Annotated in this window: 17 protein-coding genes; 8 read left to right on the top strand and 9 right to left on the bottom strand. The window is 71.9% G+C overall.

Going from position 1 to position 22,986, the window contains the following annotated elements:
• Nucleotides 1–209: 209 nt before the first annotated feature.
• The gene (locus Aut01nite_RS01845; RefSeq protein ID WP_043532394.1) at nt 210–524 is read right to left on the bottom strand and encodes a type II toxin-antitoxin system PemK/MazF family toxin; all 315 of its coding nucleotides are present in this window, start codon (nt 522–524) and stop codon (nt 210–212) included.
• A 568-nt stretch (nt 525–1,092) separates the two neighbouring features.
• Between Aut01nite_RS01845 and Aut01nite_RS01850 the strand changes: the two genes are divergently transcribed.
• From Aut01nite_RS01850 to Aut01nite_RS01865, 4 genes are all read left to right on the top strand, one after another.
• Nucleotides 1,093–2,892, top strand: a complete 1,800-nt coding sequence (locus Aut01nite_RS01850) for a SpoIIE family protein phosphatase (RefSeq protein ID WP_236643139.1) — start codon at nt 1,093–1,095, stop codon at nt 2,890–2,892.
• Between the two features lie 7 nt (nt 2,893–2,899).
• The gene (locus Aut01nite_RS01855) at nt 2,900–3,196 is read left to right on the top strand and encodes a sulfurtransferase TusA family protein (RefSeq protein WP_043532392.1); all 297 of its coding nucleotides are present in this window, start codon (nt 2,900–2,902) and stop codon (nt 3,194–3,196) included.
• 64 nt (nt 3,197–3,260) lie between these two features.
• Nucleotides 3,261–4,520 (top strand): erythromycin esterase family protein, encoded by a 1,260-nt coding sequence (locus Aut01nite_RS01860; RefSeq protein ID WP_043532390.1) that lies wholly within the window; start codon nt 3,261–3,263, stop codon nt 4,518–4,520.
• Nucleotides 4,521–4,676: 156 nt separating this feature from the next.
• Nucleotides 4,677–5,780, top strand: a complete 1,104-nt coding sequence (locus tag Aut01nite_RS01865) for an alpha/beta fold hydrolase (protein ID WP_043532388.1) — start codon at nt 4,677–4,679, stop codon at nt 5,778–5,780.
• 31 nt (nt 5,781–5,811) lie between these two features.
• On the opposite strand, the gene Aut01nite_RS01870 is transcribed toward Aut01nite_RS01865, so the two are convergent.
• The 3 genes from Aut01nite_RS01870 to Aut01nite_RS01880 form a co-directional block, all read right to left on the bottom strand.
• Nucleotides 5,812–6,594: a class I SAM-dependent methyltransferase gene (locus Aut01nite_RS01870; RefSeq protein ID WP_236643138.1), complete on the bottom strand. Its 783-nt coding sequence runs from the start codon at nt 6,592–6,594 to the stop codon at nt 5,812–5,814.
• Nucleotides 6,595–6,634: 40 nt separating this feature from the next.
• Complete coding sequence (locus Aut01nite_RS01875) at nt 6,635–7,693, bottom strand: spore photoproduct lyase family protein (RefSeq protein ID WP_043532386.1); 1,059 nt, start codon at nt 7,691–7,693, stop codon at nt 6,635–6,637.
• A gap of 110 nt (nt 7,694–7,803) precedes the next feature.
• Nucleotides 7,804–8,040 (bottom strand): hypothetical protein, encoded by a 237-nt coding sequence (locus Aut01nite_RS01880; RefSeq protein WP_152629093.1) that lies wholly within the window; start codon nt 8,038–8,040, stop codon nt 7,804–7,806.
• Nucleotides 8,041–8,251: 211 nt separating this feature from the next.
• On the opposite strand from Aut01nite_RS01880, the gene Aut01nite_RS01885 reads away from it, so the two are divergent.
• Complete coding sequence (locus Aut01nite_RS01885; RefSeq protein WP_043532384.1) at nt 8,252–10,183, top strand: tetratricopeptide repeat protein; 1,932 nt, start codon at nt 8,252–8,254, stop codon at nt 10,181–10,183.
• A gap of 9 nt (nt 10,184–10,192) precedes the next feature.
• On the opposite strand, the gene Aut01nite_RS01890 is transcribed toward Aut01nite_RS01885, so the two are convergent.
• Nucleotides 10,193–11,626, bottom strand: a complete 1,434-nt coding sequence (locus Aut01nite_RS01890) for a GGDEF domain-containing protein (protein ID WP_043532382.1) — start codon at nt 11,624–11,626, stop codon at nt 10,193–10,195.
• Nucleotides 11,627–11,732: 106 nt separating this feature from the next.
• On the opposite strand from Aut01nite_RS01890, the gene gnd reads away from it, so the two are divergent.
• Nucleotides 11,733–13,172, top strand: coding sequence for an NADP-dependent phosphogluconate dehydrogenase (gene gnd / locus Aut01nite_RS01895; RefSeq protein ID WP_043532380.1), 1,440 nt, complete (start codon nt 11,733–11,735; stop codon nt 13,170–13,172).
• A gap of 9 nt (nt 13,173–13,181) precedes the next feature.
• Here the strand turns inward: gnd and Aut01nite_RS01900 are convergent, their stop codons facing one another.
• The 4 genes from Aut01nite_RS01900 to pgm all read right to left on the bottom strand — a co-directional run bounded on the left by Aut01nite_RS01900 (nt 13,182) and on the right by pgm (nt 20,186).
• On the bottom strand, nt 13,182–14,660 hold the full coding sequence (locus Aut01nite_RS01900) for a GGDEF domain-containing protein (protein ID WP_083999971.1): 1,479 nt from the start codon (nt 14,658–14,660) through the stop codon (nt 13,182–13,184).
• A 101-nt stretch (nt 14,661–14,761) separates the two neighbouring features.
• Nucleotides 14,762–16,111 (bottom strand): MFS transporter, encoded by a 1,350-nt coding sequence (locus tag Aut01nite_RS01905; protein ID WP_043532376.1) that lies wholly within the window; start codon nt 16,109–16,111, stop codon nt 14,762–14,764.
• Nucleotides 16,112–16,173: 62 nt separating this feature from the next.
• Nucleotides 16,174–18,477 carry a putative bifunctional diguanylate cyclase/phosphodiesterase gene (locus tag Aut01nite_RS01910; protein ID WP_043532374.1) on the bottom strand — a complete coding sequence of 768 codons (2,304 nt, stop codon included), beginning with the start codon at nt 18,475–18,477 and terminating at the stop codon, nt 16,174–16,176.
• Between the two features lie 83 nt (nt 18,478–18,560).
• A complete protein-coding gene (gene pgm, locus Aut01nite_RS01915) occupies nt 18,561–20,186 on the bottom strand; it encodes a phosphoglucomutase (alpha-D-glucose-1,6-bisphosphate-dependent) (protein ID WP_043532372.1) in 1,626 nt (541 codons plus the stop codon).
• A 97-nt stretch (nt 20,187–20,283) separates the two neighbouring features.
• Here pgm and Aut01nite_RS01920 point away from each other — a divergent pair, with 97 nt between their 5' ends.
• Nucleotides 20,284–22,047, top strand: coding sequence for a copper resistance protein CopC (locus Aut01nite_RS01920; protein WP_043532370.1), 1,764 nt, complete (start codon nt 20,284–20,286; stop codon nt 22,045–22,047).
• A 108-nt stretch (nt 22,048–22,155) separates the two neighbouring features.
• Nucleotides 22,156–22,953 (top strand): peroxide stress protein YaaA, encoded by a 798-nt coding sequence (gene yaaA, locus Aut01nite_RS01925; protein WP_043532368.1) that lies wholly within the window; start codon nt 22,156–22,158, stop codon nt 22,951–22,953.
• The last annotated feature ends 33 nt before the right edge of the window (nt 22,954–22,986 follow it).

Consider the following 22,986-nt stretch of genomic DNA (forward strand, 5'->3'; position numbering starts at 1 on the left):
AAAACCCGCCCGCCCACGACGGACCCGCTTCCACTCCTGACGCGCGAGATCTGGTGAGTCTCGGGCGAACCGATTCACCACGACCTCACAAGATCGACAACCGGCGGGCGAGCAATTGGCCAGCAGGGTCAGCTGTGACGACCAGCCGGGCAAGATCCGCGGCTGCGCGGACAATCCCTGGAACCGGCCCGGATCCGGAGCGGGGTTGGTCAGAGCTCGAAGAGCTCGCGGATCGCCTCGCTCAGGCGGGCCATGCTGGCGCCGGTGACCATGCCGATGCGCTCGGCGCCGGTGGAGGCGGGGAGGCGGCGCATCCGGTTGATGACGACGACGCCGGTGATCGGGTCCTGCTCGGTGAGGGCGACCGCGTACGGCGGCAGCTCGGTCACGCCGCGCTGGCGGACGATCGGGGCGCAGAACGGGGCGGCGTTGTTGCGTTCGTTGTAGCTGTCGCCGGACAGCACCAGGACACGGTAACGCAGGTCGGCCCGGTCGCCGATGGTCCAGATCTCGCCGCGTCTCATCTCAGCACGATCCGGCGGTCGGCACGGTCCGGATCGGCATGGCAGGAAGCGTACCGCCGCACCGATCTCCCCCGCGCCCGCCCCGCCCGCGGCACCTCGACGAACCCGCCGGGTCCGGGCCCGGCAGGAGGCCCTCGTACGGACGGCGGGACGGCGGGCGACGGTGCCCGGCGGGACGGGCCCGGTTCGCCGAACGGTTACGGATTTCGGTGCGCCTCGCCTGCCCACGGGACCGTTCGGGCGGACCGGCCGCCGCGTCCGGACCGGCGGCGGGGACCGTGCGGCCGCCCGGCCAGGAGCGCCACGGCGCCGCGGTGTCGCGTACCCCCAATCCTGATGGGACCGACCGGATCACGGCACGCCGCCGGACGTGCGGAGGCCGTGGCCGAACAGCGGACACCCGTCCGGGGGACCTGTGCGACGTGCCCGGCCCCGGGGGCACCCGCCCGGATGATCGGGGGATGTCAGGGCGCGGGGCGCTGGCGTAAGCAGGAACCCGAAGCGCGGCGGGAGGACGACGGTGACAGGTCAGGCATACGCGCCAACCGGAGGTGTCCTGCGTCGCGGCGTGGACGCGACGGCGGTGGGCGGTGACGTGGACAGCGGGCGGATCGCGGTGGATCGGGCGGTGGGCCTGCTCGCCGGGCGGGCCCGGTGCCGGATGGCGGAGGCGCACCGGCATCTGCTGCGGATGGCGGCCGAGCAGCGCTGTGACGTGGCCGAGGCGGCGCGCCGGGTGATCCGGCTGCTGGACAGTGCCGAGGCGGTCACCGACCGGCCGGCGCCGGAGACGGTTCCGCAGCTGGTGGCGGCGGCGATGGTGAATCCGGCGGTGGTGAGCCCGGCGCCGGCGTTGACGATGGCCGAGCCGGCGGGCCGGCGGTTCACGCCGTGGCTGGCGACCGTACAGGGGGTCCTTGACGCGCTGCCGGGCATGACCGGCTATCTGACCGGGGAACGGGACGCGGACGGGCGGTTGATCGATCTGGTGTGGGCGGCGGCCAGTCCGGAGGCGGTGACCCCGGACGGGCGGCGTGGCACGCAGCTGATCGGCTCGCGGGTGAGCCGGCACTATCCGGAGGTGATCGCCGAGGAGCGGTGGAAGGTCTACCAGCGGGTGCTGGACACCGGTGAGCCCGCCGATCTCGGGCCGGTGCGGGCCCGTGACTCGGACTTCTCGATCCAGGTGCGGCGGCTGGGCCCGGGGCTGCTGATCAGCTGGGCGCGGCTGGCGGAGGCGACGCGGGAGGCGGACCGGCTGGACGGCATGGAGCAGCTCGGCAACCTCGGCTGGGGGGAGCTGGACCTGGCCACCGGGAGGATCTACTGGTCGCCGCAGGTGTACCGGATCTACGAGCGCGATCCGGCGCTGGGGCCGCTCGGGCAGGACGAGACGGATCTGCTGGCGCTGCCGGAGGACCAGCCCCTGCGGGCGGCCGCGCTCGAGGCGTTCCAGCGGGCCGAGCGGGTGGACATCGTCACCCGCGTCAAGATCGGCGACCGGGTCAAGCATCTGCGCACGGTCGCCGACGCGGTGCGGGACGCGGCCGGCCGGCCGCTGCGCATCTACGGGGTGGTGCAGGACGTCACCGAGCAGCAGGCCGGCGCGGATCGGCTGGCCGAGGTGGAACGGACCCTGGCGGCCGAGCACGACCTGGCCCGGCGCCTTCAGCGGATCATCCTGCCGATCCCGGCCGAACCGATCGATCTGCCGGGGCTGCGGGTGGCGCTGCGCTATCTGCCGGCCGCGCAGGAGGCGATGGTCGGCGGGGACTGGTTCCACGCGGTGGCGCTGCAGGACGGGTCGGTGCTGCTCGCCGTCGGTGACGTGGCCGGGCACGGCACGCACGCGGCGACCACGATGGCGCAGCTGCGGCACGCGCTGCGAGCCCTGTCGGTGATCACCAGCGATCCGGGCACGCTGCTGGCGCACCTGAACCGGCTGACCTGTGAGCTGGGCGCGGACACCCCGGAGCTGGCGGCGACCGCGGTTGTCGCCCGGTTCGATCCGGCCCGCCACGAGCTGGTGTGGGCGCAGGCCGGGCATCCGCCGCCCCTGCTGAACCGGGACGGCCGGACCGTGCCGCTGGCCCGCCCGTGCGGGCCGATGCTGGGGGTGGTCCCGGACGCCCGGTACGGCGAGCAGGTCACCGGGTTCGGGCCCGGCGACGTGCTGCTGCTCTACACCGACGGGCTGGTCGAGCAGCGGCGGCGCAGCCTGGACGCCGGTCTGGCCGAGGTGATCGCGACGGTCGACGACGCGGTCCGGACGGCGCCGCAGCAGCCGCTCGCCGAGCTGCTGGCCCGGCTGCAGCGTGCCAACCCGGACGACGACACGTGCATACTGGCCGCGCGCCCTTTGGGATGATCGTCGGATGACGTCTCCCGTGGTTCTCGACGGCGGCGACCGCCGGTGTGTGCTGCTCCTGATCGAGCTGCGGAAACTCACCACCACACTGTCGCCGGGCACCGAGATCCACCTGATCGCCACCGACCCGGCGGCGCCGCTCGATCTGCCCGCGTGGTGCCATCTGACCGGTCACGTCTATCTCGGCCCGGTCGAGGATCAGGAGAGACCCACCTATGGGGTACGGGTCTCCCCCGGCGCCGCGGCCACCGACGCCGACCGCCCCTGGCATCCGTCCCGGGCTCGGAGCGGCATCGGCGGATAGTGGCATCGGCCCGGACGGCCAAGGTCGGACGTATGCGGCGACCCCGCCCGGGTAAGCGGCGGTGATGATCCGGTACGGGGACGAGGTGGCGTCGATCGCCCGGCCGCTGCGCGATCCGGGGGATCTGGAGATCCTCCTCGATCGGGCGGCGCAGGCGCGGGTCGTCATGATCGGCGAGGCCACTCACGGGACGCACGAGTTCTACCACTGGCGCGCCGAGCTGACGAAACGCCTGATCGCCGAACGCGGGTTCGCCTTCGTCGCGGTGGAGGGCGACTGGCCGGACTGCCGGCGGGTCGACGCCGCCGTCCGCGGCGCGGTGGCCGATCCGCGGGAGGCGCTGATCCGCTACGACCGATGGCCGACGTGGATGTGGGCGAACGAGGAGACGGTCGACTTCACCCGCTGGCTGCGCGCGCTCAACGAGACCCGGCCGCCGGACGACCGGGTGGGTTTCCACGGGCTCGACGTGTACTCGCTGTGGGAGTCGATGCGGGAGATCCTCACCTGGCTGCGCGAACACGATCCGGAGATGGTTCCGGCGGCGCTGGACGCGTACAAATGCTTCGAGCCCTTCAACGAGGACCCGAACGCGTACGGCTGGGCCACCCAGTTCGTCCGGGCGTCCTGCGAGGACAAGGTGGTGCGGATGCTCGCCGCGGTCCGTGACACCGATTTCGGGGTGTGGCAGAACGCGGAGGTGGTGGCGGGCGCCGAGGGCTACTACCGGAGCATGGTGCGCGGTGGCCCGGACGCGTGGAACGTGCGCGACCGGCACATGGATCAGACCCTGGACCGGCTGCTGACCCGGTACGGGCCGTCGTCACGGGCGGTGGTCTGGGCGCACAACACGCACGTCGGCGACAGCCGGTTCACCGACCAGCGGCTGCACGGCGAGGTCACCATCGGGGAACTGGCCCGGGAGCGGTTCGGCGAGGACCGGGTGGTGCTGGTCGGGTTCGGCACCTTTCGCGGGACGGTGGTGGCCGGCGCGGGCTGGGGTGAGCCGATGGAGGCGATGGGGGTGCCCGAGGCCCGGCCCGGCTCGCTGGAGGAGATCCTCCACCACAACGCCCCGGAGCAGGCGCTCTTCGTCTTCCCGACGTCGGATCCGCGGCCGGATCTGCTGACCGAGGCGCTGCCGCACCGGGCGATCGGTGTGGTGTACCGGCCCGAGCGGGAGCGCTGGGGCAACTACGTGCCCACGATTCTGGGCGACCGGTACGACGCGTTTCTGTGGATCGACGAGACGCGGGCGCTGCGGCCGCTGCACACTCTCCGGGTGGACGCGCACGAGCCGGAGACGTACCCCAGCGGTGTCTGATCGCAATAATGAACCGCTGATTAAATAGATTTTCTGAATCCTCTGAAAGGGTACGCACGACTGCCCGTGAGAATAGATCCGTCACGGGAAGATCGGAATTAGGCTATGGCATCCACCGATCATCCACATCGGAATTCGCAGGGGAAACGTGGTGCCATGAAAATGATCTCCCGCCTCATCCTCGCCGCGCTGATCGCCGTGTGCGGGGTCACCGTCGCGCCCGCCGGACCGGCGTTCGCGACCGTGCCGGGTCACGTGCTGAGCTCGACGACCGCGAGCCTGCCGCCGACCCTGTCCGCGATCGCCGACGGGAAACGGATCCACTACCTCACCACCGACATCAACGGCGCTCCGATCACCGCGACCGGTCTGGTGCTCACCCCGAAGACCGGCAAGACGAACCGCGTCGTGGCGTGGGGACACGGCACCACCGGCCTGGCCGACATCTGCGCGCCGTCGACCAACCAGGCGGTCTTCTGGGAGGAGGCCCGGATCGCCGTCGCCGAGCTGCTCAGCCGCGGCTGGACGGTCGCCGCGCCGGACTATCCCGGGCTCGGCACGCCACAACCACACCCGTACCTGGTCGGCGCCAGCGCCGCCCGCTCCCTGATCGACAACGTCCGGGCCGCCCGCCAGCTCGACGCCGCGCTCTCCACCCAGTACGCCGTCGACGGCCACTCGCAGGGCGGCTCGGCGGCGCTGTGGGCCAGCCAGATCGCCCCCGCCTACGACGGCAGCCTGGTCCTGCGCGGCACCGCCAGCATCGCCCCGCTCTCCAACGCCGACCTGCTCGCACCGGAGATCCCCGGCACCGCGGCGCAGGGCTATCTGGTCATGGCGCTGTACGGGATCGCCGCCGTGGACAACTCGTTCCACCCGTTCTCGGTGCTCGCCGCGCCCGCCGAGGCGAAGGTCGGGGTGCTGCAGACCGGCTGCCTCTACGAGATCCTCGCCGCGTACCAGCCACTGACCGCCAAGCAACTGGTCAACGGCGGTGTGGTGCCGGCCTCGGTCACCAACCGGTTCCGGACGTACATCAACCCCGGCCGGACGTCGCCGAGCGCCCCGGTGCTGATCGTGCACGGCACCGCCGACGAGGCGGTGCCGTACTTCCTCTCCGCCGACCTGCTCGTCCCGCAACTGGAGGCGGACTACGACATCCCGGTCCAGTTCGAGACCATCGAAGGCGGCACCCACGACAGCGCCGTCATCGAATCCGCCGACCTGGTCGCGGATTGGATCGCCGCCCGCTTCACCTGAACCGGCCCGGTCTTCGGGCGGTCCGTCCGGCTCACGCCGGGCGGGCCGCCAGGACCAGGTGGGCGGTCGTCACGAACTCCGGCCGCTCCGGCAGGACCGTGGTCAGCGCCCGGCGCAGATCGGCCTGCCGTTGCGGCGGGACCCGGCTCAGGACGGCCCGGCCGGCATGCGAGCCCACCCAGGCCAGGACGTGCTCCCGGTCGCGGAACGTACTGCGTACCGTGATGTCGTCGATCCTCGTGCCGGTGAAACCGGCCTCCTCGACCGCCTCCCGCAACCGCCCCGGATCCTGGAACGTCACCGACAGCGGCGGCTGCGGCGGCGGATCGACGGCATGCGCGGCGATCACCCGCATCGTTTCGCGATAGAGCGGATCGAAGGCGGCGAAGGTGCTGAAGGCGAGACGGCCACCCGGCACGAGCAACCGGCGGTACGCCCGGAGCGCGCCCAGCGGATCCGGCAGGAAGAACAGCAGCATCCCGGCCGTGACCACGTCGAACGTCTCGTCCGGGAAGTCCGGCGCCTGCCCGTCCCCGGCCAGCACGGTGATCTCCGGCCGCCCGGCCGCCGCCGCCCGGGTCAGCGCGACCATCGCCGGCGCCATGTCGATCCCGGTCACCCGCCCGCCCGGCCCGGCGGCGTCGGCGGCCGGGAACAGCACCGCCCCACGCCCACACCCCACGTCGAGCACCCGGTCCCCCGGGCTGATCCCGGCGGTGTCGGCCAGCGCCCGCCCCATCGGCGCGAAGAACTCCACGCCGACGCTCTCGTACTCCCCCGCCGCCGCATCGAAGACGCGATATGGATCAGTCACCACCCCACCCTCGCAGAGATCCCCGCCGGCCTCCACCCCGTCAGAAGGCGTAGCGGACGCGCAGGTAGGGGGTTCGCTCGGCGATCAGGGTGGTGAGAGCGTGGACGTAGGCGCCCTTGGCGCCGGTGCGGTAACGGACGTTCAGGTCGCCGTTCTGGGAGCGTTTGGCCTGTTGCAGGTCGGGACGCCAGATCAGATCCTCGGCACGGGGATGCCACCCCAGGTTGACCTCGTGCAGGCCCCGGTTGTGGGTGAGGAAGATGATCTCGGCGGCGAGCTGGCGTCTCGCCGCCGGGCCGACACCGGCGTCGAGACGGTCCAGCAGGTCGCGCCAATCGTCGAGCCAGCCGTCGCGCACCACCACCGGGCTGAAATTGACGTGCACCTCGTAACCGGCGGCCACGAAATCGTCGATGGCGGCGATCCGCTCGTCGATTCCGCTGGTACGGATGTCGAGCACTTTCGCGTCGGCCGGCGGCATCAGCGAGAACCGGATCCGGGTCCGTCCGCGCGGATCCCAGGCGAGCAGTTCCCGGTTGACGTGTTTGGTGGCGAAACTGGCTTTCGCGTTCGGCAGATCCCGGAAGAGGGTCACCAGATCGTGGACGTTGTCGCTGAGCCGGGCGTCCACCGAACAGTCCGAGTTCTCCCCGATGTCATAAACCCAGTCCACCGGGTCGCATTCGTTCGGTTCCGGTTTGCGGCCCTGACGGCCCGCATGCCTGCGCAGGTACGCCGTGATCCGCTCGATGTTCGCGAAGACGGTGACCGGGTTGCTGTACCCCTTGTGCCGCGGGACGTAGCAGTAGGCGCACGCCATCGCGCACCCGTTCGCCGTCGACGGCGCGATGAAGTCCGCTGACCGCCCGTTCGGCCGCGCCGTCAGCGTCTTCTTCACCCCGAGGACGAGCGCCTCCCGTTTGATCCGCACCCACCGGCGGACGTTCGTCTCGTCCCCGTACAGCTCCGGAATCCTCTGGTGGCTCTCCACCTCGACGATCGTCGCCTCCGGCCACCGGGCGAGGACCTGCCGCCCGCGCGGCAGCTCGGCCGCCGCCGGCTCCAGGTAGATGCGCCGAATGTCCAGTAGCTCCGTCACGCACCGATTATCCCTCGCGGCAGAATGCACCGATCCACCGCAACGGTAGGCCGGATCCCGGGCCGCCGGGGTGACCTGAGGCCGCCACCTCGAGGCCACCCCCGCTCCGGTCACCGGGAGCGACGGCGCTTGCGACGCCTCCTGAGCCCGGCGGCACGGGCCGGCAACGCCTGGCTCTTTCGCGGGCCGGTAGTACCCGGCGACAGCGGCCGGCTGTCGCGGGGGTCGGTGGACGGAACGGCTGGCACCTGCGACGGCGGCCAGACGATGAGTGCGGCACGGACGAGGGTCGAGGCGCAGCGGGCCCACTCGGCGAGGTCCTGCCAGTCGATCGGGAGGTCGAGCACGACGTCACTCCTGACGTGTCGGGGGGTCGGCGTCTGATGGCGCCGTAACCAGCAAGCCAGTCACGCAGCGTGTCCGGCAACGAGATCACCCGGACCCGGCCGGACCCGGCCGTCACGGTTCGGCCGATCCCGGACGGGGATTGTCCGGGGTGGACCGTCTTCGCTAGCCTCGGACGTCTTCGGTCAATCTCGGACGCGGGGAGCCACAGCCGTGCCACTCTCGGACAGCGAGCCCCTCGACGACCCGAAAGCCGTCGTGAGCTGGGCGGATCTGACGGCATGCATGAGCCGGCGGCACATCCGGGCAGGCAAGCCGTCGACCCGGGCGCTGGAGGCCTGGGGCAAGCAGCGGGTGCGCGAGGGCGACCGGGCAGCCGCACTTCCCCGCAGCACCGTCTCCGACGTTCTCCGTGGCCGCCCGCCGAAGAAGCCGATCCTCCTCGCCCTGGTCCGCGCGTGCGGCGAGACCGACCCGGCGGTCCTCCGCGAGTGGGCGGCGGCCTGGGACCGGGCGGCGCTCACCGGCCCGGCGGCGAACGTTCCACCACGACCGGTCCCGGAGTCGAAGGGGGATGTCCGCGCAGCCGCACGCAACGCTGTGATCTTCGAGGCTGCCGAGAAGCTGCGCACGGACGGCCACATCGAGGCCGCGCTCGACCTGCACCGGAACATCCTCCAGTGGCGGGAGAAGGATCTCGGGCCGCACGAGCCGGACACTCTGCACTCCCTGGTTGCGGTGGCACGATGCCATCACGCCGCAAAACGATGGGCGGAGTGCCGGGATGCCGCCCAGGAAGCCGTGGCCAGGTGTCACCGGGCGCACGGGGAAGCAGCAGTCGAGAGCAGAGCGGCACTGAATCTCTACGGAACGGCGCTGAACGGGCTCAAGGACTACGCATCGGCCGTGGAGCAGTTCGCTCGCGCCCTGGAACTCGAGAAGACCGCCGCGCCGATGGGATCCGGCGAAACGGCGAAGTATGCGGCGAACCTCGCGTCGGCACGACTGGCGCACGGCGATGTCGACGGCGCGATCGAAGCGGCCAGGGAGGTCCTCACTTCCAGCGCCGCCGGCGACCTGACGGATAGACAGGTGCGGCGTGCTCGCCTGACATTGATCAGCGCTCTGCAGAAACAGGGGAAAGCCGATGAGACCCTCGGGTTGCATCGGGCGGAACTCGCCTACCTCCAGGCCACCTCGAACCTCGATGGAGCCTGTTCTCGATTGATCATGATTACCGAAATCCTGCGCGGGCGAGGTGAGAACGACGCCGCCGCAACCATGGGCGAACGCGCCCTGCAGGCATTCATCGCAGGGCTCGGCATGCGATTCGCGGCGAGCCTGGAAGACATGCGGATATTGGCCGACAAGCTGCGATATCAGGATGACCTATTCGACACGTCGCCGACATCCCGCCTGTCGTTTCCCCTGTTCGAGGTACTCGTCGACATCAACCGGCTCCTCTTCGGCGACAAGGAAGAGCGAACACTGGAGGTCCTTGCCGACTACGGTGAGGCGCTCCTGGAGACCACCGTCGAGAAGAGGGCGATGCCGGTTCTCCGGGAGGTGGTGGACGGCTACAGCGCGACTGTCGGCGACGAGGACGAGCGCACGCTCGGAGCGATGAGCAACGCCATCCGGGTATTGGAGAAAAACGACGAGTTCGCGGAGGCCTATCGGCTCGCACGGCGTCAGTTGAGCGTCGCACGCGTGAAACCCGAACTTGATTCCGCCGATCAGTTCTATGACCTTGCGACCGTGGCTCGGCTGGCGCAGAAGATGGGCGAAGCCGAGGAGGCTTCGAATCTGTACGACGAGCTCGAGCGCACCGCGTTGCGCGAGAAGAGGACAGGTTATGCCATGCGGGCGCTGCTCGGTAAGGCCAAGCTCGCCGACAACCCGCAGCCGGTCATCGACCGCGCTGTCGATGTCGTACAGCAGCACAGGATCGACTCCATGGGATTGGACGAGCTGATCGAGCTCGCTGACATGGCGGTGGGCGCCGGCCGGACCGACGTCGCCCGCACCCTCTATCTGGCCGCCCGCACCGTAGCGGAGAGTAGATCCTACGAGCGGGATAAGACGGTGGCCGCGATCGACGAGAAGTTGGCTGCGCTCGGATCAGCGCCGTCGGCGGAGCGTTGAGGAACCGCGTCAGGCGGTGCGGCGCAGGGATTTGTCGTCGTACATGGCCTGGTCGGCGAGGCGGATCAGGTCGTCGGCGTCCCGGCGGGTGTCGGAGAGGACGGATCCGATGCTGGCGCCCACGGTGACCTGCTCGCCGAGGACCGTGATGGGGCGGGACAGGGCGGCGCGGACGTGGGCGGTGAGCCGGGCGGCGGCCGCCGTCTGGGCGGGGTCCTGGGCGAGGAGGACGAACTCGTCGCCGCCGTAGCGGGCGACCAGGGCCTCCGGCGTGCGCAGGCGGGCGGCGACCTCGGTGAGCAGCTGGTCGCCGGCGAGGTGGCCGAGGCGGTCGTTGACCTGTTTGAAGCCGTTGAGGTCGCAGAAGAGCAGGACCACCGACGGCTCGCCGGTGCGCTGTTCGCGGGTCAGGGCGGCGTCCAGGCGGTTCCAGAGTTCGGTGCGGTTGGGCAGGCCGGTGAGCAGGTCGTGGGTGGCCTGGTGGCGGAGCCGGTGTTCGGCGGTCTCGCGCTGCCGGCCGAGGCGGGCGACCCGGAAGGCGACGAGCGCGACGATCAGCAGGTTGCCGACGGTGAGGAGGGCGGCGTCGCCCTGGATGCCGAGGATCTCGCGGACGCCGGAGACGGTGGGCACCACGGTGACGGCGACGGTGAGCACGACGGCCCGGACGCCGAACACGTGGTCGCGCGGGACCGGCCCGGGGCGGGCGAGCAGCGGGGCGCCGGGGTGCAGGGCGGCCGCACTGAGCAGGCAGGAGGCGACCATGAACACCACGTCCAGCATCGCCGTGGTCTGGGCGGTCACCGAACCGGTACGGATGATCACCGCGACGTAGCCGATCAGGTTGACGGCGACCGCGCCGGTGAACAGCAGCAGGGGTACGGGCCCCGAACGGGCACTGCGCAGCAGCCGCACGAGGGTGCCGAGGACGCCGGAGAGCAGCAGGATGCTGGCGAGCAGGTTCACCTGGAGCGGCAGGGACACCCCGGCCCGGCTCAGATGTGGCTGGAGCAGCAGCGTCCAGGTGAGGGCGGCGACGACGATGGCGATGACGGCGGCGTCGATGAGGCCGCCGACGTCGTCGCGGCCGCGCCGGAGCACCAGCGTGACGGCGGCGGCGAGCAGGTGCACGTTGCTGACGGCGAGGACGACGTCGCCGGCGATGATGAACCAGCCGTCGCCGTACGCGAGCACCGCGTTGACCAGCATCCATGCGGTGCCGAGGGCGAGGTGGGCGAACGGCAGCCGTTCGGCGCGCGGGACTCTTCGCAGGAGGGTGGTGACGGCGGCCAGGTTGATGATCGCGACCACGACGAAGAGCAGGTGCCGGCCGTCGGCGGACACCACCGGCATGGCCGCGGTGCAGGCGGCCGAGACGGCGAGGAAGGCCACCATGCCGGGATTGCGGGTCACGGCCATGCGATCGGTCGGGACACCGCCCACCTGAGGATGTTCACCACGTGGACGTGATCGAACCTCCCGGCCCCCGATCCCGTAAGAATGTCCGCGGGGCCCGTAACGGGCGGGTAACGAGGAAGGACGTAGCACGATGTCGCAGAAGGCGCAGATCGGAGTCACCGGCCTGGCGGTGATGGGCCGCAACCTGGCTCGCAACTTCGCCCGGCACGGCCACACCGTGGCGTTGCACAACCGGTCCTACGGCCGCACCAAGGAGCTCGTCGAGGAGTTCGGTCATGAGGGCACGTTCCTGCCCGCGGAGACCGCCGAGCAGTTCGTGGCCAGCCTGGAGCGCCCCCGCCGGGTGGTCATCATGGTGAAGGCCGGCCCGGCCACCGACGCCGTGATCGACGAGTTCGCCCCGCTGCTGGAGGAGGGCGACATGCTGATCGACGCGGGTAACGCGCACTACGCGGACACCCGCCGGCGGGAGGCGGCGCTGAAGGCGAAGGGTCTGCACTTCGTGGGCGCGGGCGTCTCCGGTGGCGAGGAGGGCGCGCTGCACGGCCCGAGCATCATGCCGGGTGGCCCGAAGGAGTCGTACGAGGCTCTCGGCCCGCTGCTGGAGGACATCGCCGCGAAGGTGGACGGCGAGCCGTGCTGTGTCCACGTCGGCCCGGACGGCGCCGGTCACTTCGTGAAGATGGTGCACAACGGTATCGAGTACGCCGACATGCAGCTCATCGCCGAGGCGTACGACCTGCTGCGCCAGGTGGGCGGCCACTCCCCCGAGCAGATCGCCGCAGTGTTCGAGCAGTGGAACGAAGGCCGGCTCGGCTCGTACCTGATCGAGATCACCGCCGAGGTGCTCAAGCAGGTGGACGCCGCGACGGGCAAGCCGTTCGTGGACGTCGTGCTGGACCGCGCCGAGCAGAAGGGCACCGGCCGGTGGACCGTACAGGCGGCCCTCGATCTGGGTGTTCCGGTCTCCGGCATCGCCGAGTCGGTGTTCGCCCGGGCCATCTCGGGCGGTGTGACCGAGCGTGAGGCGGCGGTCGGCGCGGGCCTGCCCGGCCCGGCGGCGTCCGCGGGGGCGCACGCCGGCGATCTGGTGGCGGATGTCGAGCAGGCGCTGTTCGCTTCCAAGATCGTGGCGTACGCCCAGGGATTCCAGCAGATCCAGGCCGCCAGCAAGGAGTACGGCTGGGACATCGACCCGGGCGCGATGGCGAAGATCTGGCGGGCCGGCTGCATCATCCGCGCCAAGTTCCTGGACTTCATCAAGCAGGCGTACGACAAGAACCCGGCCCTGCCGACGCTGCTCGTGGACCAGTACTTCCAGGACGCGGTGGCCGGCGCCCAGGACGCGTGGCGCCGGGTCGTGGTGACCGCCGCCCAGCAGGGCATTCCGGCGCCGGGCTTCTCGTCGGCGCTGGCCTACTACGACAGCCTGCGTGCCGAGCGCCTGCCGGCCGCGCTGATCCAGGGCCAGCGCGACTTCTTCGGCGCGCACACCTACCACCGGGTGGACAAGCCGGGCTCGTTCCACACCCTGTGGGCCGCCGAGGGCCGTCCCGAGGTCGACGCCTGACCTGCTCGCTCAGACGGGCCCGGCCACCGGCACCGGCCGGGCCCGGTCGTCGGCGGTGGGCTGCGCCGCCTTGGCGACGTACATGGCGGCGTCGGCCCGGCCGATGAGCTCGTCGCGGCCGAGGCCGGCGCCGGGCCACGCGCGGGCCGTCCCGATCGAGGCGCCGATCCGCACGGTCGTGCCGGCCACCTCGATCGGCTCGCGCAGCGCCTCGGCTATCCGGGCGGCGACGCCGTCGCCGCCGGCCGGGTGCGCGCCGCGCAGCAGGACCACGAATTCGTCGCCGCCGAGCCGCCCCACCAGGTCGTCCTCGCGGACCGTCGCGGTCAGCCGCCGGGCGACCGCCTGCAGGACCAGGTCGCCGGCTTGATGGCCGAGGCGGTCGTTGACCGGTTTGAAGCCGTTGAGGTCGCACAGCAGCAGGGTGACCTCGGCGAGTTCCCGCTGTTCCAGGGCGTGAACGGCCTCGTCGATCCGGGTGACGATGTGCCGCCGGTTGTACAGGCCGGTCAGCTCGTCGTGGTGGGCCTGATGGGCGAGGGTACGTTCGGCCCGGTCCCGCTGCGCCGACAGCAGCCGCAGCCGCAGCAGCACGACCGGGATGACGATCATCGTGCTGATCGGCAGCACCACGCTGGCCGGCCGGTTCCCCTGGACGGCCTGGACCGCGGCGATGACGGGGTTGGCGCAGAGGGCGGCGCCGAGCCAGCCGAGCGGCGGGTGCTCGGCGGTGGACCGCCCGGACTCCGGCCGGGTCACCAGCGGCGCGGACGGCAGGACGGGGCCCGCGGCGAGGGTCAGGTAGGCCAGCATCATCATCTGGGCCGTCCACACCGACGTGCCGTGCACGGTGAGCACCGAGACCACGTCACAGGCCAGGGTGAGCAGCCCGGCCAGCAGCAGGTACGCCAGCGGGCCGCGCGCTCTCCGGGCGGTCACGCCGATCCGGATCACGCAGCCCAGCACGGCGGAGAGCACCAGCACGTCGGCGAGGACCAGCGCCTCCCCGAACGGTGTCGCGTCCGGCCCCAGGTTCGGCCCGATGAGCCACTCCCACAGCGGGCCGGCGGCACACAGCCCGAACAGGGCCGCGTCGATGAGGCCGCCGGGATCCTTGCGGCCGTGCCGGCGCAGCGCGCTGGCCGTGCCGATCAGGAACAGCAGGTGCGCGGACGCCATCACCAGGTCGGTCGTGGATCCTTCGGCCCGGCCGAGGTGGTGGCCGGGGATCCAGTCCGGCCACAGCACCTGACCGAGGGAGAGGAAGCCGAGCCCGGCCGTGGCGGCGAGCCACGGCAGGCGGTCGGTCAGGTGGCCGGCGCCGAGGGCGAGCAGGAACGTGATGATCGGTACGGTCGTCGCCGCGGTGAAGACGACGATCCGCAGGTCCGGCCCGGCCAGCGCGTACGCGGTGACCGCCGCGGCCGACAGCCCGGCGAACGCCGCATGCACGGGCCATGCGGGAGCCGTCGTACGCGGCCAGCCCATCGGCGGTTCCCTTCCCCTCGTCGACTCCGGCCGGCGAGGCATGCCGGTCTTCTGCCGACGAGGAGAGATCGGCCGATCCGGCTCCGATCTGAGGGGAACGCTCAGGCCGGAACCGTCTCGGACGGTGACCGGTCCTCCGTGATCCGCCGGCTCAGGTTCCGGTACGGCCGGCTGAGCAGCGCCAACGCGGTGGCGACCACGCCGATGAACCCGGTGAGCACGAACACCAGCGCGATCCCGCGGTCGGGCCCGGTGCCGAACCAGGAGCCGATGGCCCGGGCCCCGCCGCCGCCGTCGCTCATCAGCGGGATGAACACGAACTGGGTGATCGGCGAGATGAGGAACGCGGTAAGCGGCGACGCGGCCTGCTCGACGCTCTGCGCCAGGCCGAAGACGCGGCCCTGACGCTCGTACGGCACGACCCTCTGCAGGATGGTCTGCTCGGCGGCCTCCGCGTACGGCATGAGCAGCAGGTACAGGAACATGCCGATGGCCATCGGGATGATCGACGCCCAGAGCGGGAAGATCAGGATGATGGCCCACAGCGCCACGTTGATCAGCAGGAGCACGCGCAGCGGCTGGGATCCCAGGCCGGTCCGGGACACCGCGATCCCGCCGATGATCATGGCGGTGCTGACCACGCCCCAGAGCAGCCCCCACGCCTGCACCGAGATCAGCGACAGTCCGTACGCGTCGGCGAGGGCCATGAACACCCCGCCGAGGAAGTTGTTGAACGTGCTGAACAGGATCAGCGCGAACAGACCGGGCACCCCGGCGACGATCCGCAGCGTGCCGCGCAGGTCGACGCCGGAGGCGGACGCCGTGCCGTCACCGTGCTCGGCGGCCCGCTCGGGGATGGTCACGAACAGCAGGTGGACCAGTGCGGCGGTGAGCACCACGAGGGCCAGGATCAGCACCGAGCGCATGCCGTCGAAGGCCACCAGCACCCCGCTGATCACCGAGGTGACCAGGAAGGTGGTGCCGGAGACGGTGCCGACCAGGCCGTTGGCGCGGTCCCGCCGGTCGGCGTCGATCAGCAGGGTGACCAGCGTCGGCAGGGCGATGGTGCGGATGTTGCCGGCGATCACCCCGAACATCAGCAGCAGCACGAACCCCCAGAGCCGGGCGTCGGCCGGGTCGCGGAACGTCTCCTGCGGCACGGCCAGGTAGACCCCGAACGCGGCGGCGTAGAGCAGCAGCGACGCCAGCGCGGAGCCCTGCAGGACGGTCTTCTTGCGGTGCCCGTCGACCAGGCTGCCGAACCAGATGCCGGTGAGGGCGGTCAGGACGAGGAAGATGCCGGAGATCACGCCGGTAGCGAAGACCGACTTCGTCTGGAGGTACGTCCAGAAGGTGACGGCGAACCAGACGGTGAAGTTGATGACCGACACCAGGCCGGCGTTGAGGAGAAGCTGGTAGAAGGTTCGGACATGGCCCGTGACGGCGGTCATGGTTGCACGCTAGTACCTCCACCCTGGTCGAGGTCCAGTCGAGGACGCCCGGTCGAGAAGGGTCAGGCGGCGCGCACCGGATCGGCGGCCATCAGCGGGCCGCACTCGGCCGGCGGCAGCGGCTTGGCCATGAAGAAGCCCTGACCGTACCGGTAGCCCATGTCCCGCAGCCGTTCCAGCTGCTCCCGGCTCTCGATGCCCTCGGCGACGGCCTTGAGCTGCAGGTGCTCGGCGAGCTGGGCGACGGCCGCGGCGACCGCGAGACGGCCCCGGTCGGCGCCGTCGGCGATGCCGTCGACGAACGACTTGTCGAGCTTGAGCACGTCGACGGGGAAGGCGCGCAGCAGGCTCAGCGACGACTGGCCGGTGCCGAAGTCGTCGAGGGCCAGGCGTACGCCCATCTCGTGCAACGCCTCCAGGGTCTCGCTGACCTGCCAGCCGTCGACCACCGACGACTCGGTGACCTCGAGGATCAGATTGCGCGGGGTCAGCCCGGTCTCGCTGAGCACGGCGGCGACCTCGTCGACGAACCCGGTCTCGCGCAGTTGCCGGACCGCCACGTTGACGTTCATCGCCTCGACCGCGCCGTCCTGGTAGGCGGCGCGCCAGGCGGCCAGCTGCAGGCACGCCTCGCGAAGCACCCAGGCGCCGAGCGGCACGATCAGCCCGGACCGTTCGGCGACCGGGATGAACTCGGCCGGCGACACGAACCCGCGGACCGGATGCTGCCACCGCACCAGCGCCTCGAAACCGTGCAGGCCGCCGGTGACCAGGTCGTACACCGGCTGGTAGAGAAGTCGCAGCTCACCGCGGCCGATGGCGTCGCGCAGCTCACCGGCGAGGGTGGCGTGGCTGACCATGTCGTGGCGCATCCGCGGCTCGAACCGGGCGAGAGAGGCCTTACCGGCCTCCTTGGCCGCGTACATCGCGATGTCGGCGTTGCGCAGCACCTCGTCGGCGTTCTCGCCGTTCCCGGCGATGGCGATGCCGGCGCTGGCGTGCAGCAGCAGTTGCTGCTCGGCGACCCGGAACGGTTCGGCGAGCACCTCCAGCAGCCGGTTGGCGGCGGCCTCGGCCGCGACCGGGTCCTCGACCGGCAGCAGCACCGCGAACTCGTCGCCGCCGAGCCGGGCCGGCATCTCGCCGGGCACGCACTGCTCACGCAGCCGCTGCGCCACCGCGTGCAGCAGCTGGTCGCCGGCGGCCGGCCCGATCGTGTCGTTGATCATCTTGAAGTCGTCGACGTCGATCAGCAGCGCGGTGGCCGGGGCCCGGTCCTCCAGGCGCTCGGCGAGCGCGACGATGAACCGGGCCCGGTTCGGCAGCCCGGTCAGGTTGTCGCTGAGCGCCAGCCGTTCCAGTTCGGCCTGCTGGCGCCGGATGCCGCGCAGGGCCAGGGTGTTCTCCCGCAGGCTGAGCAGTTGGCGGGCGACGACACAGCCGGCGATCAGCACCGCGCCGATGATCACCGCACGCTGGCGGTTGGTCATGTCCTGGGAGCTGACGCTGATCACCAGGCCGGCCGTGGCGGTGACCGCGACGAACGGCAGCAGGTTGAACAGCGAGCGGGCCGGGAACGTGACCGGGTGCCCGGCGGGCCGCTCCAGCGCCCGGCGCTGGAGGTGCGCGCCGACGCAGAAGGCGAGGCCGACCAGCGGCAGGGCCTGCACCGACAGCGCCATCCGGGACCAGTCGGCGCCGGCGATGAGCAGGAAGGTGCCGGTGACGGCGGCGATCGGCGCGGCCATCAGGACCCGCAGGGCGGTCCCGTCGACGACGGTCTCCGGGGCGGCCGCGGCCTTGCCGATCACCACGAGCAGCAGCACTCCGCCGACCCCGACGACCGCGGCGACGATCCGGGCGACCAGCGACGTGCCGGCCGGAGCCAGGTCGAGGACCACGTACCAGAAGATCAGGGCGCTGGCGACCGCGATGGTCACCGTGTCGAGCAGGGCGCGCAGCAGGCCGGCGGCGTTGCGTCTCGGGCCGGGCAGCCCGAGGAACGCGATCATCAGCAGCAGGAGGCCGGACATCATCGGCACCGCCACCCACAACGACATGCCGGTGTTGTTGTTGGCCCGGGCCAGCGCGATCGCCGAGGACACGAAGAGGCAGATCGAGGAGAGGTGCACGCGGCGCCAGAAGGTGCGCACCTGGCGGGGCATCCGGACGGTCCGGGCGATCCGGCGGGTGGCGTGGAGGGCGACGGCCAGGGCGATCGGGCCGCCGATGTAGCCGTACGTGACGTCGTCGGCGTCCCGGATCAGCAGCCACATCAGCACACCCAGGTTCGCCACCGCGGCCACCAGCACAGGCGAGAGTCCCCCGGCCCGGAGCCGGGGGACGCCGGCGTCGGTATCGCTCATGGGTGCGTACGGCTCCCGCCCGATAGGCACGTCTGCTTCAGACTGACTGTCGGCGCGGAAGCCGTGAAACTGAGCGGAACCGGTCAGGCGGAGAGTGCGGCGGACACCACCGCCCGCGCCTCCTCCTGGATGCGGGCCAGGTGCTCCGGGCCGTGGAACGACTCGGCGTAGATCTTGTAGACGTCCTCGGTCCCGGACGGGCGGGCCGCGAACCAGCCGGACCCGGTCACCACCTTGAGACCGCCGATCGCGGCGCCGTTGGCGGGCGCCTCGGTCAGCACCGCGGTGATCGCCTCGCCGGCCAGCGACGACGCGGTGACCTGCGACGGCGACAGCTTGGCCAGCACGGCCTTCTGCTCGCGGGTGGCGGGGGCGTCGATCCGGGCGTACGCCGGCTCACCGAACCGGGCGGTCAGCTCCCGGTAGTGCTCGCTCGGGGTCTTCCCGGTCACCGCCAGGATCTCCGAGGCCAGCAGATCCAGGATGAGACCGTCCTTGTCGGTGCTCCACGGGCCGCCGTCACGGCGCAGGAACGAGGCGCCGGCGCTCTCCTCGCCGCCGAAGCCGATCGAGCCGTCGAGCAGGCCGGGCACGAACCACTTGAAGCCGACCGGCACCTCGTCCAGGCGGCGGCCCAGGTCAGCGGCGACCCGGTCGATCATCGACGACGACACCAGGGTCTTGCCGATGCCCGCGGCGGACGGCCAGCCGTCCCGGGAGCGGTAGAGGTAGCCGATGGCGACGGCCAGGTAGTGATTGGGGTTCATCAGGCCGCCGTCGGGGGTGACGATGCCGTGCCGGTCGGCGTCGGCGTCGTTGCCGGTGGCGATCTGGAAGCGGTCCTTCTGCGCGATCAGGGAGGCCATCGCGTACGGCGACGAGCAGTCCATCCGGATCTTGCCGTCCCAGTCCAGCGTCATGAACCCGAACCGCGGGTCGACGTGCGGGTTGACCACGGTCAGGTCCAGCCGGTGCCGGTCGGCGATCTCGCCCCAGTAGGCGACGCTGGCGCCGCCGAGCGGGTCCGCGCCGATACGCACCCCGGCCGTACGGATCGCGTCGATGTCGATCACGTTGGGCAGGTCGTCGACGTAGGTGCCGAGGTAGTCGTACGTCTGCGGGCTCGCCGGGCGCGCCGTGCGCCGCACCTCCTTGAGACCCGCCGCGATCAGCGCGTTCGCCCGGTCCTGGATCCACTTGGTGGCGTCGGTGTCGGCCGGGCCGCCGTTCGGCGGGTTGTACTTGAAGCCGCCGTCGTCGGGCGGGTTGTGCGACGGCGTGACCACGACGCCGTCCGCCTTCGCGTCCTCCGCCCGGTTCCATCGCAGGATCGCGTGCGACAGCGCCGGGGTGGGCGTGTAGCCGTCCCGGGAGTCGATCAGCACGGTCACGTCGTTGGCGGCGAACACCTCGAGCGCGGTGATCATCGCCGGCTCGCTGAGCGCGTGCGTGTCCCGGCCCAGGAAGAGCGGGCCGGTGGTGCCCTGCTGCCGGCGGTACTCCACGATCGCCTGGCTGGTCGCGGCGATGTGATCCTCGTTGAAAGCGGTGCGCAGGCTGGAGCCGCGGTGCCCGGACGTGCCGAACGCGACCCGCTGCCCCGCGTCGGACGGGTCCGGATGCTCCGTGTAGTAACGCGAGACGACCTTGGGGACGTCGATCAGGTCGGACGGCTCGGCGGGCTGCCCGGCGCGGGCGTGGACGGACATGTGCGTCTCCTCGGGGAGGGGCTTGGGAGCTGTCACGGATCGTATCGAGACGCTCGCCTTGAACCATTCCCCGCGCCGATCCGAACTACCCCATGTGATGCGCGTCCTGCTGTTCCTGCTCCTGGTGATCACCGGTCTCACCGTTCCCGCCTCGCCCGCGTCCGCGCACGCCGCCCCGGTCGGCTCGAACCCGGCCCCGGGCAGCGTGATCGGCTCCTCGCCGTCCGAGGTGACGGTGACGTTCAGCGAGCCGGTCGCCCCGGTGGCCGGGCACGTGCAGGTCATCGCCCCGGACGGCGAGCGGATCTCCGGGACGGCGACGGTCAGCGGGAACGTGGTGCGGATCCCCGTCCGCAAGGCGGAACGGCCGCTCGGCACCTACCTGATCAGCTTCCGGGTGATCTCGGCGGACAGTCATCCGGTCGGCGGCGCGATCACCTTCTCGGTCGGCGCGCCGTCGGCCCGCCCCGAGGCCCCGGCGGCTTCGACCGGGCCGCATTCCTCGGTCGCGGTCGCCGTCCCCCTTCTCAAGACCCTGGGGTACGCCGGGATGACGCTGATCGTGGGCCCCGCGCTCTTCCTGGCGTTCCTGTGGCCGCGGCGGCGCTCCCGGGCCGGGGCCCTGCGCACCGTCCGGATCGGCGTCGTCCTGAGCGCGGTCGCGACCGCCGGCGCGCTCGGCACCCAGGCCCAGCAGGGTTCCGGCGCGCCCCTGTGGCGGGTGTCGGCCGCCGAGCTGGCCGAGGTGGCCACCAGCCAGTTCGGCCTTCTCCTGCTGGCCCGCCTGACCGTCCTGGCCGCCGTCGCCGTGCTCCTCCCACCGCTGCTGCGGGCCCGCACCCCCGCACGCGCCGCCGCCACACCGGTCCGCCTGCTCGCCTTCGCCGGCACCGCCCCCGCTCCCCCGGCACCCTCCGTACCGGCACCCTCCGTACCGGCGGCCTCCGGGGCGGCGGCCACCGGGGCGGCGGCCACGCGGCCGGCCATCGGGCGGGTCCGCGGCGCGACGGTGCTGCTGCTCGCGGTGGCCGGGCTGGCGACCTGGCCGCTCACCGGGCACGCCGTCGCCGTTCCGCTGCCGGCGGTGACCGTGGCGGCCGGGGTGGTGCACATGGCGGCGATGGCCGTCTGGATCGGCGGGCTCGTCACGCTCGCCGCCTTCCTGCTGCGCGGCACGAACCCGCGGGTCCTCGGCGTGATCCTGCCGGTCTGGTCCCGCTGGGCGGCCCTGGCCGTGCTCTGGCTGGTGGTCGCCGGGCTGGTGCACGCGGTGGTGCAGCTGGGCCGGGTCAGCGCGCTCTGGGAGACCGACTACGGCAGGCTGCTCGCCGGCAAGGTGGCGATCCTGGCCGCCGTGCTGGCGGTCGCGGCGGTCGCCCGGCGCCTGGTCGTCCGCAGGGCGACCGGCGCGCTGCGGCGCCTGGTCGGGGTCGAGGTGGCGGCGGCCGCGGTCGTCCTGGCGCTGAGCTCCCTGCTGGTCCAGGTCGATCCGGGCCGGGTCCAGGCGGCCCGGGACAGGGCGATCACCGGCGCGGGGACGTCCGAGACGCTGACCACCGACCTGTACACCGTGCAGTTCAACATCTACCCGGTCGAACTGGGCGAGTACAACACCGTGCACGCGTTCCTCTACAGCCCGGCCGGCGCGCCGCTGCGAGCCGAGGAGTGGCAGCTCACCGCCCGGCTGACCGATCCGGCCCTGGAGGCCGTGCCGCAGCCGATCGCCGGACTGGAGACCGGCAACCAGGCGCTCGGCTCGGTGTCGTTCCCGCTGCCCGGCACCTACGAGCTCACCTTCACCATCCGTACCACCGCCCTCGACCGCGCCACCGTCCGGACCACCGTGACCGTCACCGGCTGACCGGTCCCGTCCGGCTGGTCGTGGTTGCCGTCTCAGCGGCGCTGAGACGGCAGCCACGACCAGCCGGGGTCTCCCGGACCGCCGGAGGGCAGAGGTTAAGGTCGCGGCGTGCTGATCCTGTTGCCGCCCTCCGAAGGTAAGACCCCGGCCGTGACCGGCGAACCCGTCGACCCGGCGTCGCTCTGGCTGCCGCAGTTGGCCGGTGCCCGCGAGCGGGTGCTGAAGCGGCTCGTCGCGATGTGCGCGCGCAGCAGTGAGCGGTCGATCGCGGACAGCCTGGCGGTGCTCGGGCTCAGCGCCGGACAGCGGGGCGAGATCGCCCGCAACGCCGCGCTGCCCGGGGCGCCCGCGGCTCCGGCCGCGCAGATCTACACCGGGGTGCTGTACGAGGCCCTCGACCCGGCCACCCTCGACGGCCCGGCACGGGACTGGCTGGACCGGAGCGCCGTGGTGTTCTCCGGGCTGTGGGGCGTGGTGCGGCTCGGGGACCGCATCCCGGCGTACCGGTGCTCGGTCGGTGTCACGCTGCCCGCGCCGGTCGGTGGGCTCACGGCGTACTGGAAGAAGGGTTTGAGGTCCGCTCTCGACGAGGCCACCGCGGGGACGCCGGTCCTGGATCTGCGGTCCGGCGCCTACGCCGCGATGTGGGCGCCCGGCGCGGACGCCGCCGCCCTGCGTGTCCTGCACGAGCGGATCGTCGGCGGCGAGGCCAAGCGGTCCGTGGTGAGCCATTTCAACAAGGCCACCAAGGGCCGCCTGGTCCGCGCGCTCGCCGTCGAGAACGCCGCCCCCGATTCGGTGGACGAGCTGGTCACCGCGCTGCGGGACCTGAAGTTCACGGTCGAGGAGCGGCCCGTGCCGGCCGGGCGGCCCCGGCAGCTCGACGTGGTCGTGACCGAACTCTGACGGCCGGCTGTCAGTGCCGTCCGCCGGGCGGGG

Source organism: Actinoplanes utahensis, assembly GCF_016862455.1.
Classification (GTDB): Bacteria; Actinomycetota; Actinomycetes; order Mycobacteriales; family Micromonosporaceae; genus Actinoplanes; species Actinoplanes utahensis.

What these genes read in the sequence shown, in the direction of transcription:
- Aut01nite_RS01920 (WP_043532370.1), top strand. Translation starts at nt 20,284, where the DNA reads ATGCGCGTCCTGCTGTTCCTGCTCCTGGTGATCACCGGTCTCACCGTT.
- Aut01nite_RS01905 (WP_043532376.1), bottom strand. Translation starts at nt 16,111, where the DNA reads ATGACCGCCGTCACGGGCCATGTCCGAACCTTCTACCAGCTTCTCCTC.
- Aut01nite_RS01855 (WP_043532392.1), top strand. Translation starts at nt 2,900, where the DNA reads ATGACGTCTCCCGTGGTTCTCGACGGCGGCGACCGCCGGTGTGTGCTG.
- Aut01nite_RS01860 (WP_043532390.1), top strand. Translation starts at nt 3,261, where the DNA reads ATGATCCGGTACGGGGACGAGGTGGCGTCGATCGCCCGGCCGCTGCGC.
- pgm (WP_043532372.1), bottom strand. Translation starts at nt 20,186, where the DNA reads ATGTCCGTCCACGCCCGCGCCGGGCAGCCCGCCGAGCCGTCCGACCTG.
- Aut01nite_RS01900 (WP_083999971.1), bottom strand. Translation starts at nt 14,660, where the DNA reads ATGGGCTGGCCGCGTACGACGGCTCCCGCATGGCCCGTGCATGCGGCG.
- Aut01nite_RS01845 (WP_043532394.1), bottom strand. Translation starts at nt 524, where the DNA reads ATGAGACGCGGCGAGATCTGGACCATCGGCGACCGGGCCGACCTGCGT.
- Aut01nite_RS01910 (WP_043532374.1), bottom strand. Translation starts at nt 18,477, where the DNA reads ATGAGCGATACCGACGCCGGCGTCCCCCGGCTCCGGGCCGGGGGACTC.
- Aut01nite_RS01865 (WP_043532388.1), top strand. Translation starts at nt 4,677, where the DNA reads ATGAAAATGATCTCCCGCCTCATCCTCGCCGCGCTGATCGCCGTGTGC.
- gnd (WP_043532380.1), top strand. Translation starts at nt 11,733, where the DNA reads ATGTCGCAGAAGGCGCAGATCGGAGTCACCGGCCTGGCGGTGATGGGC.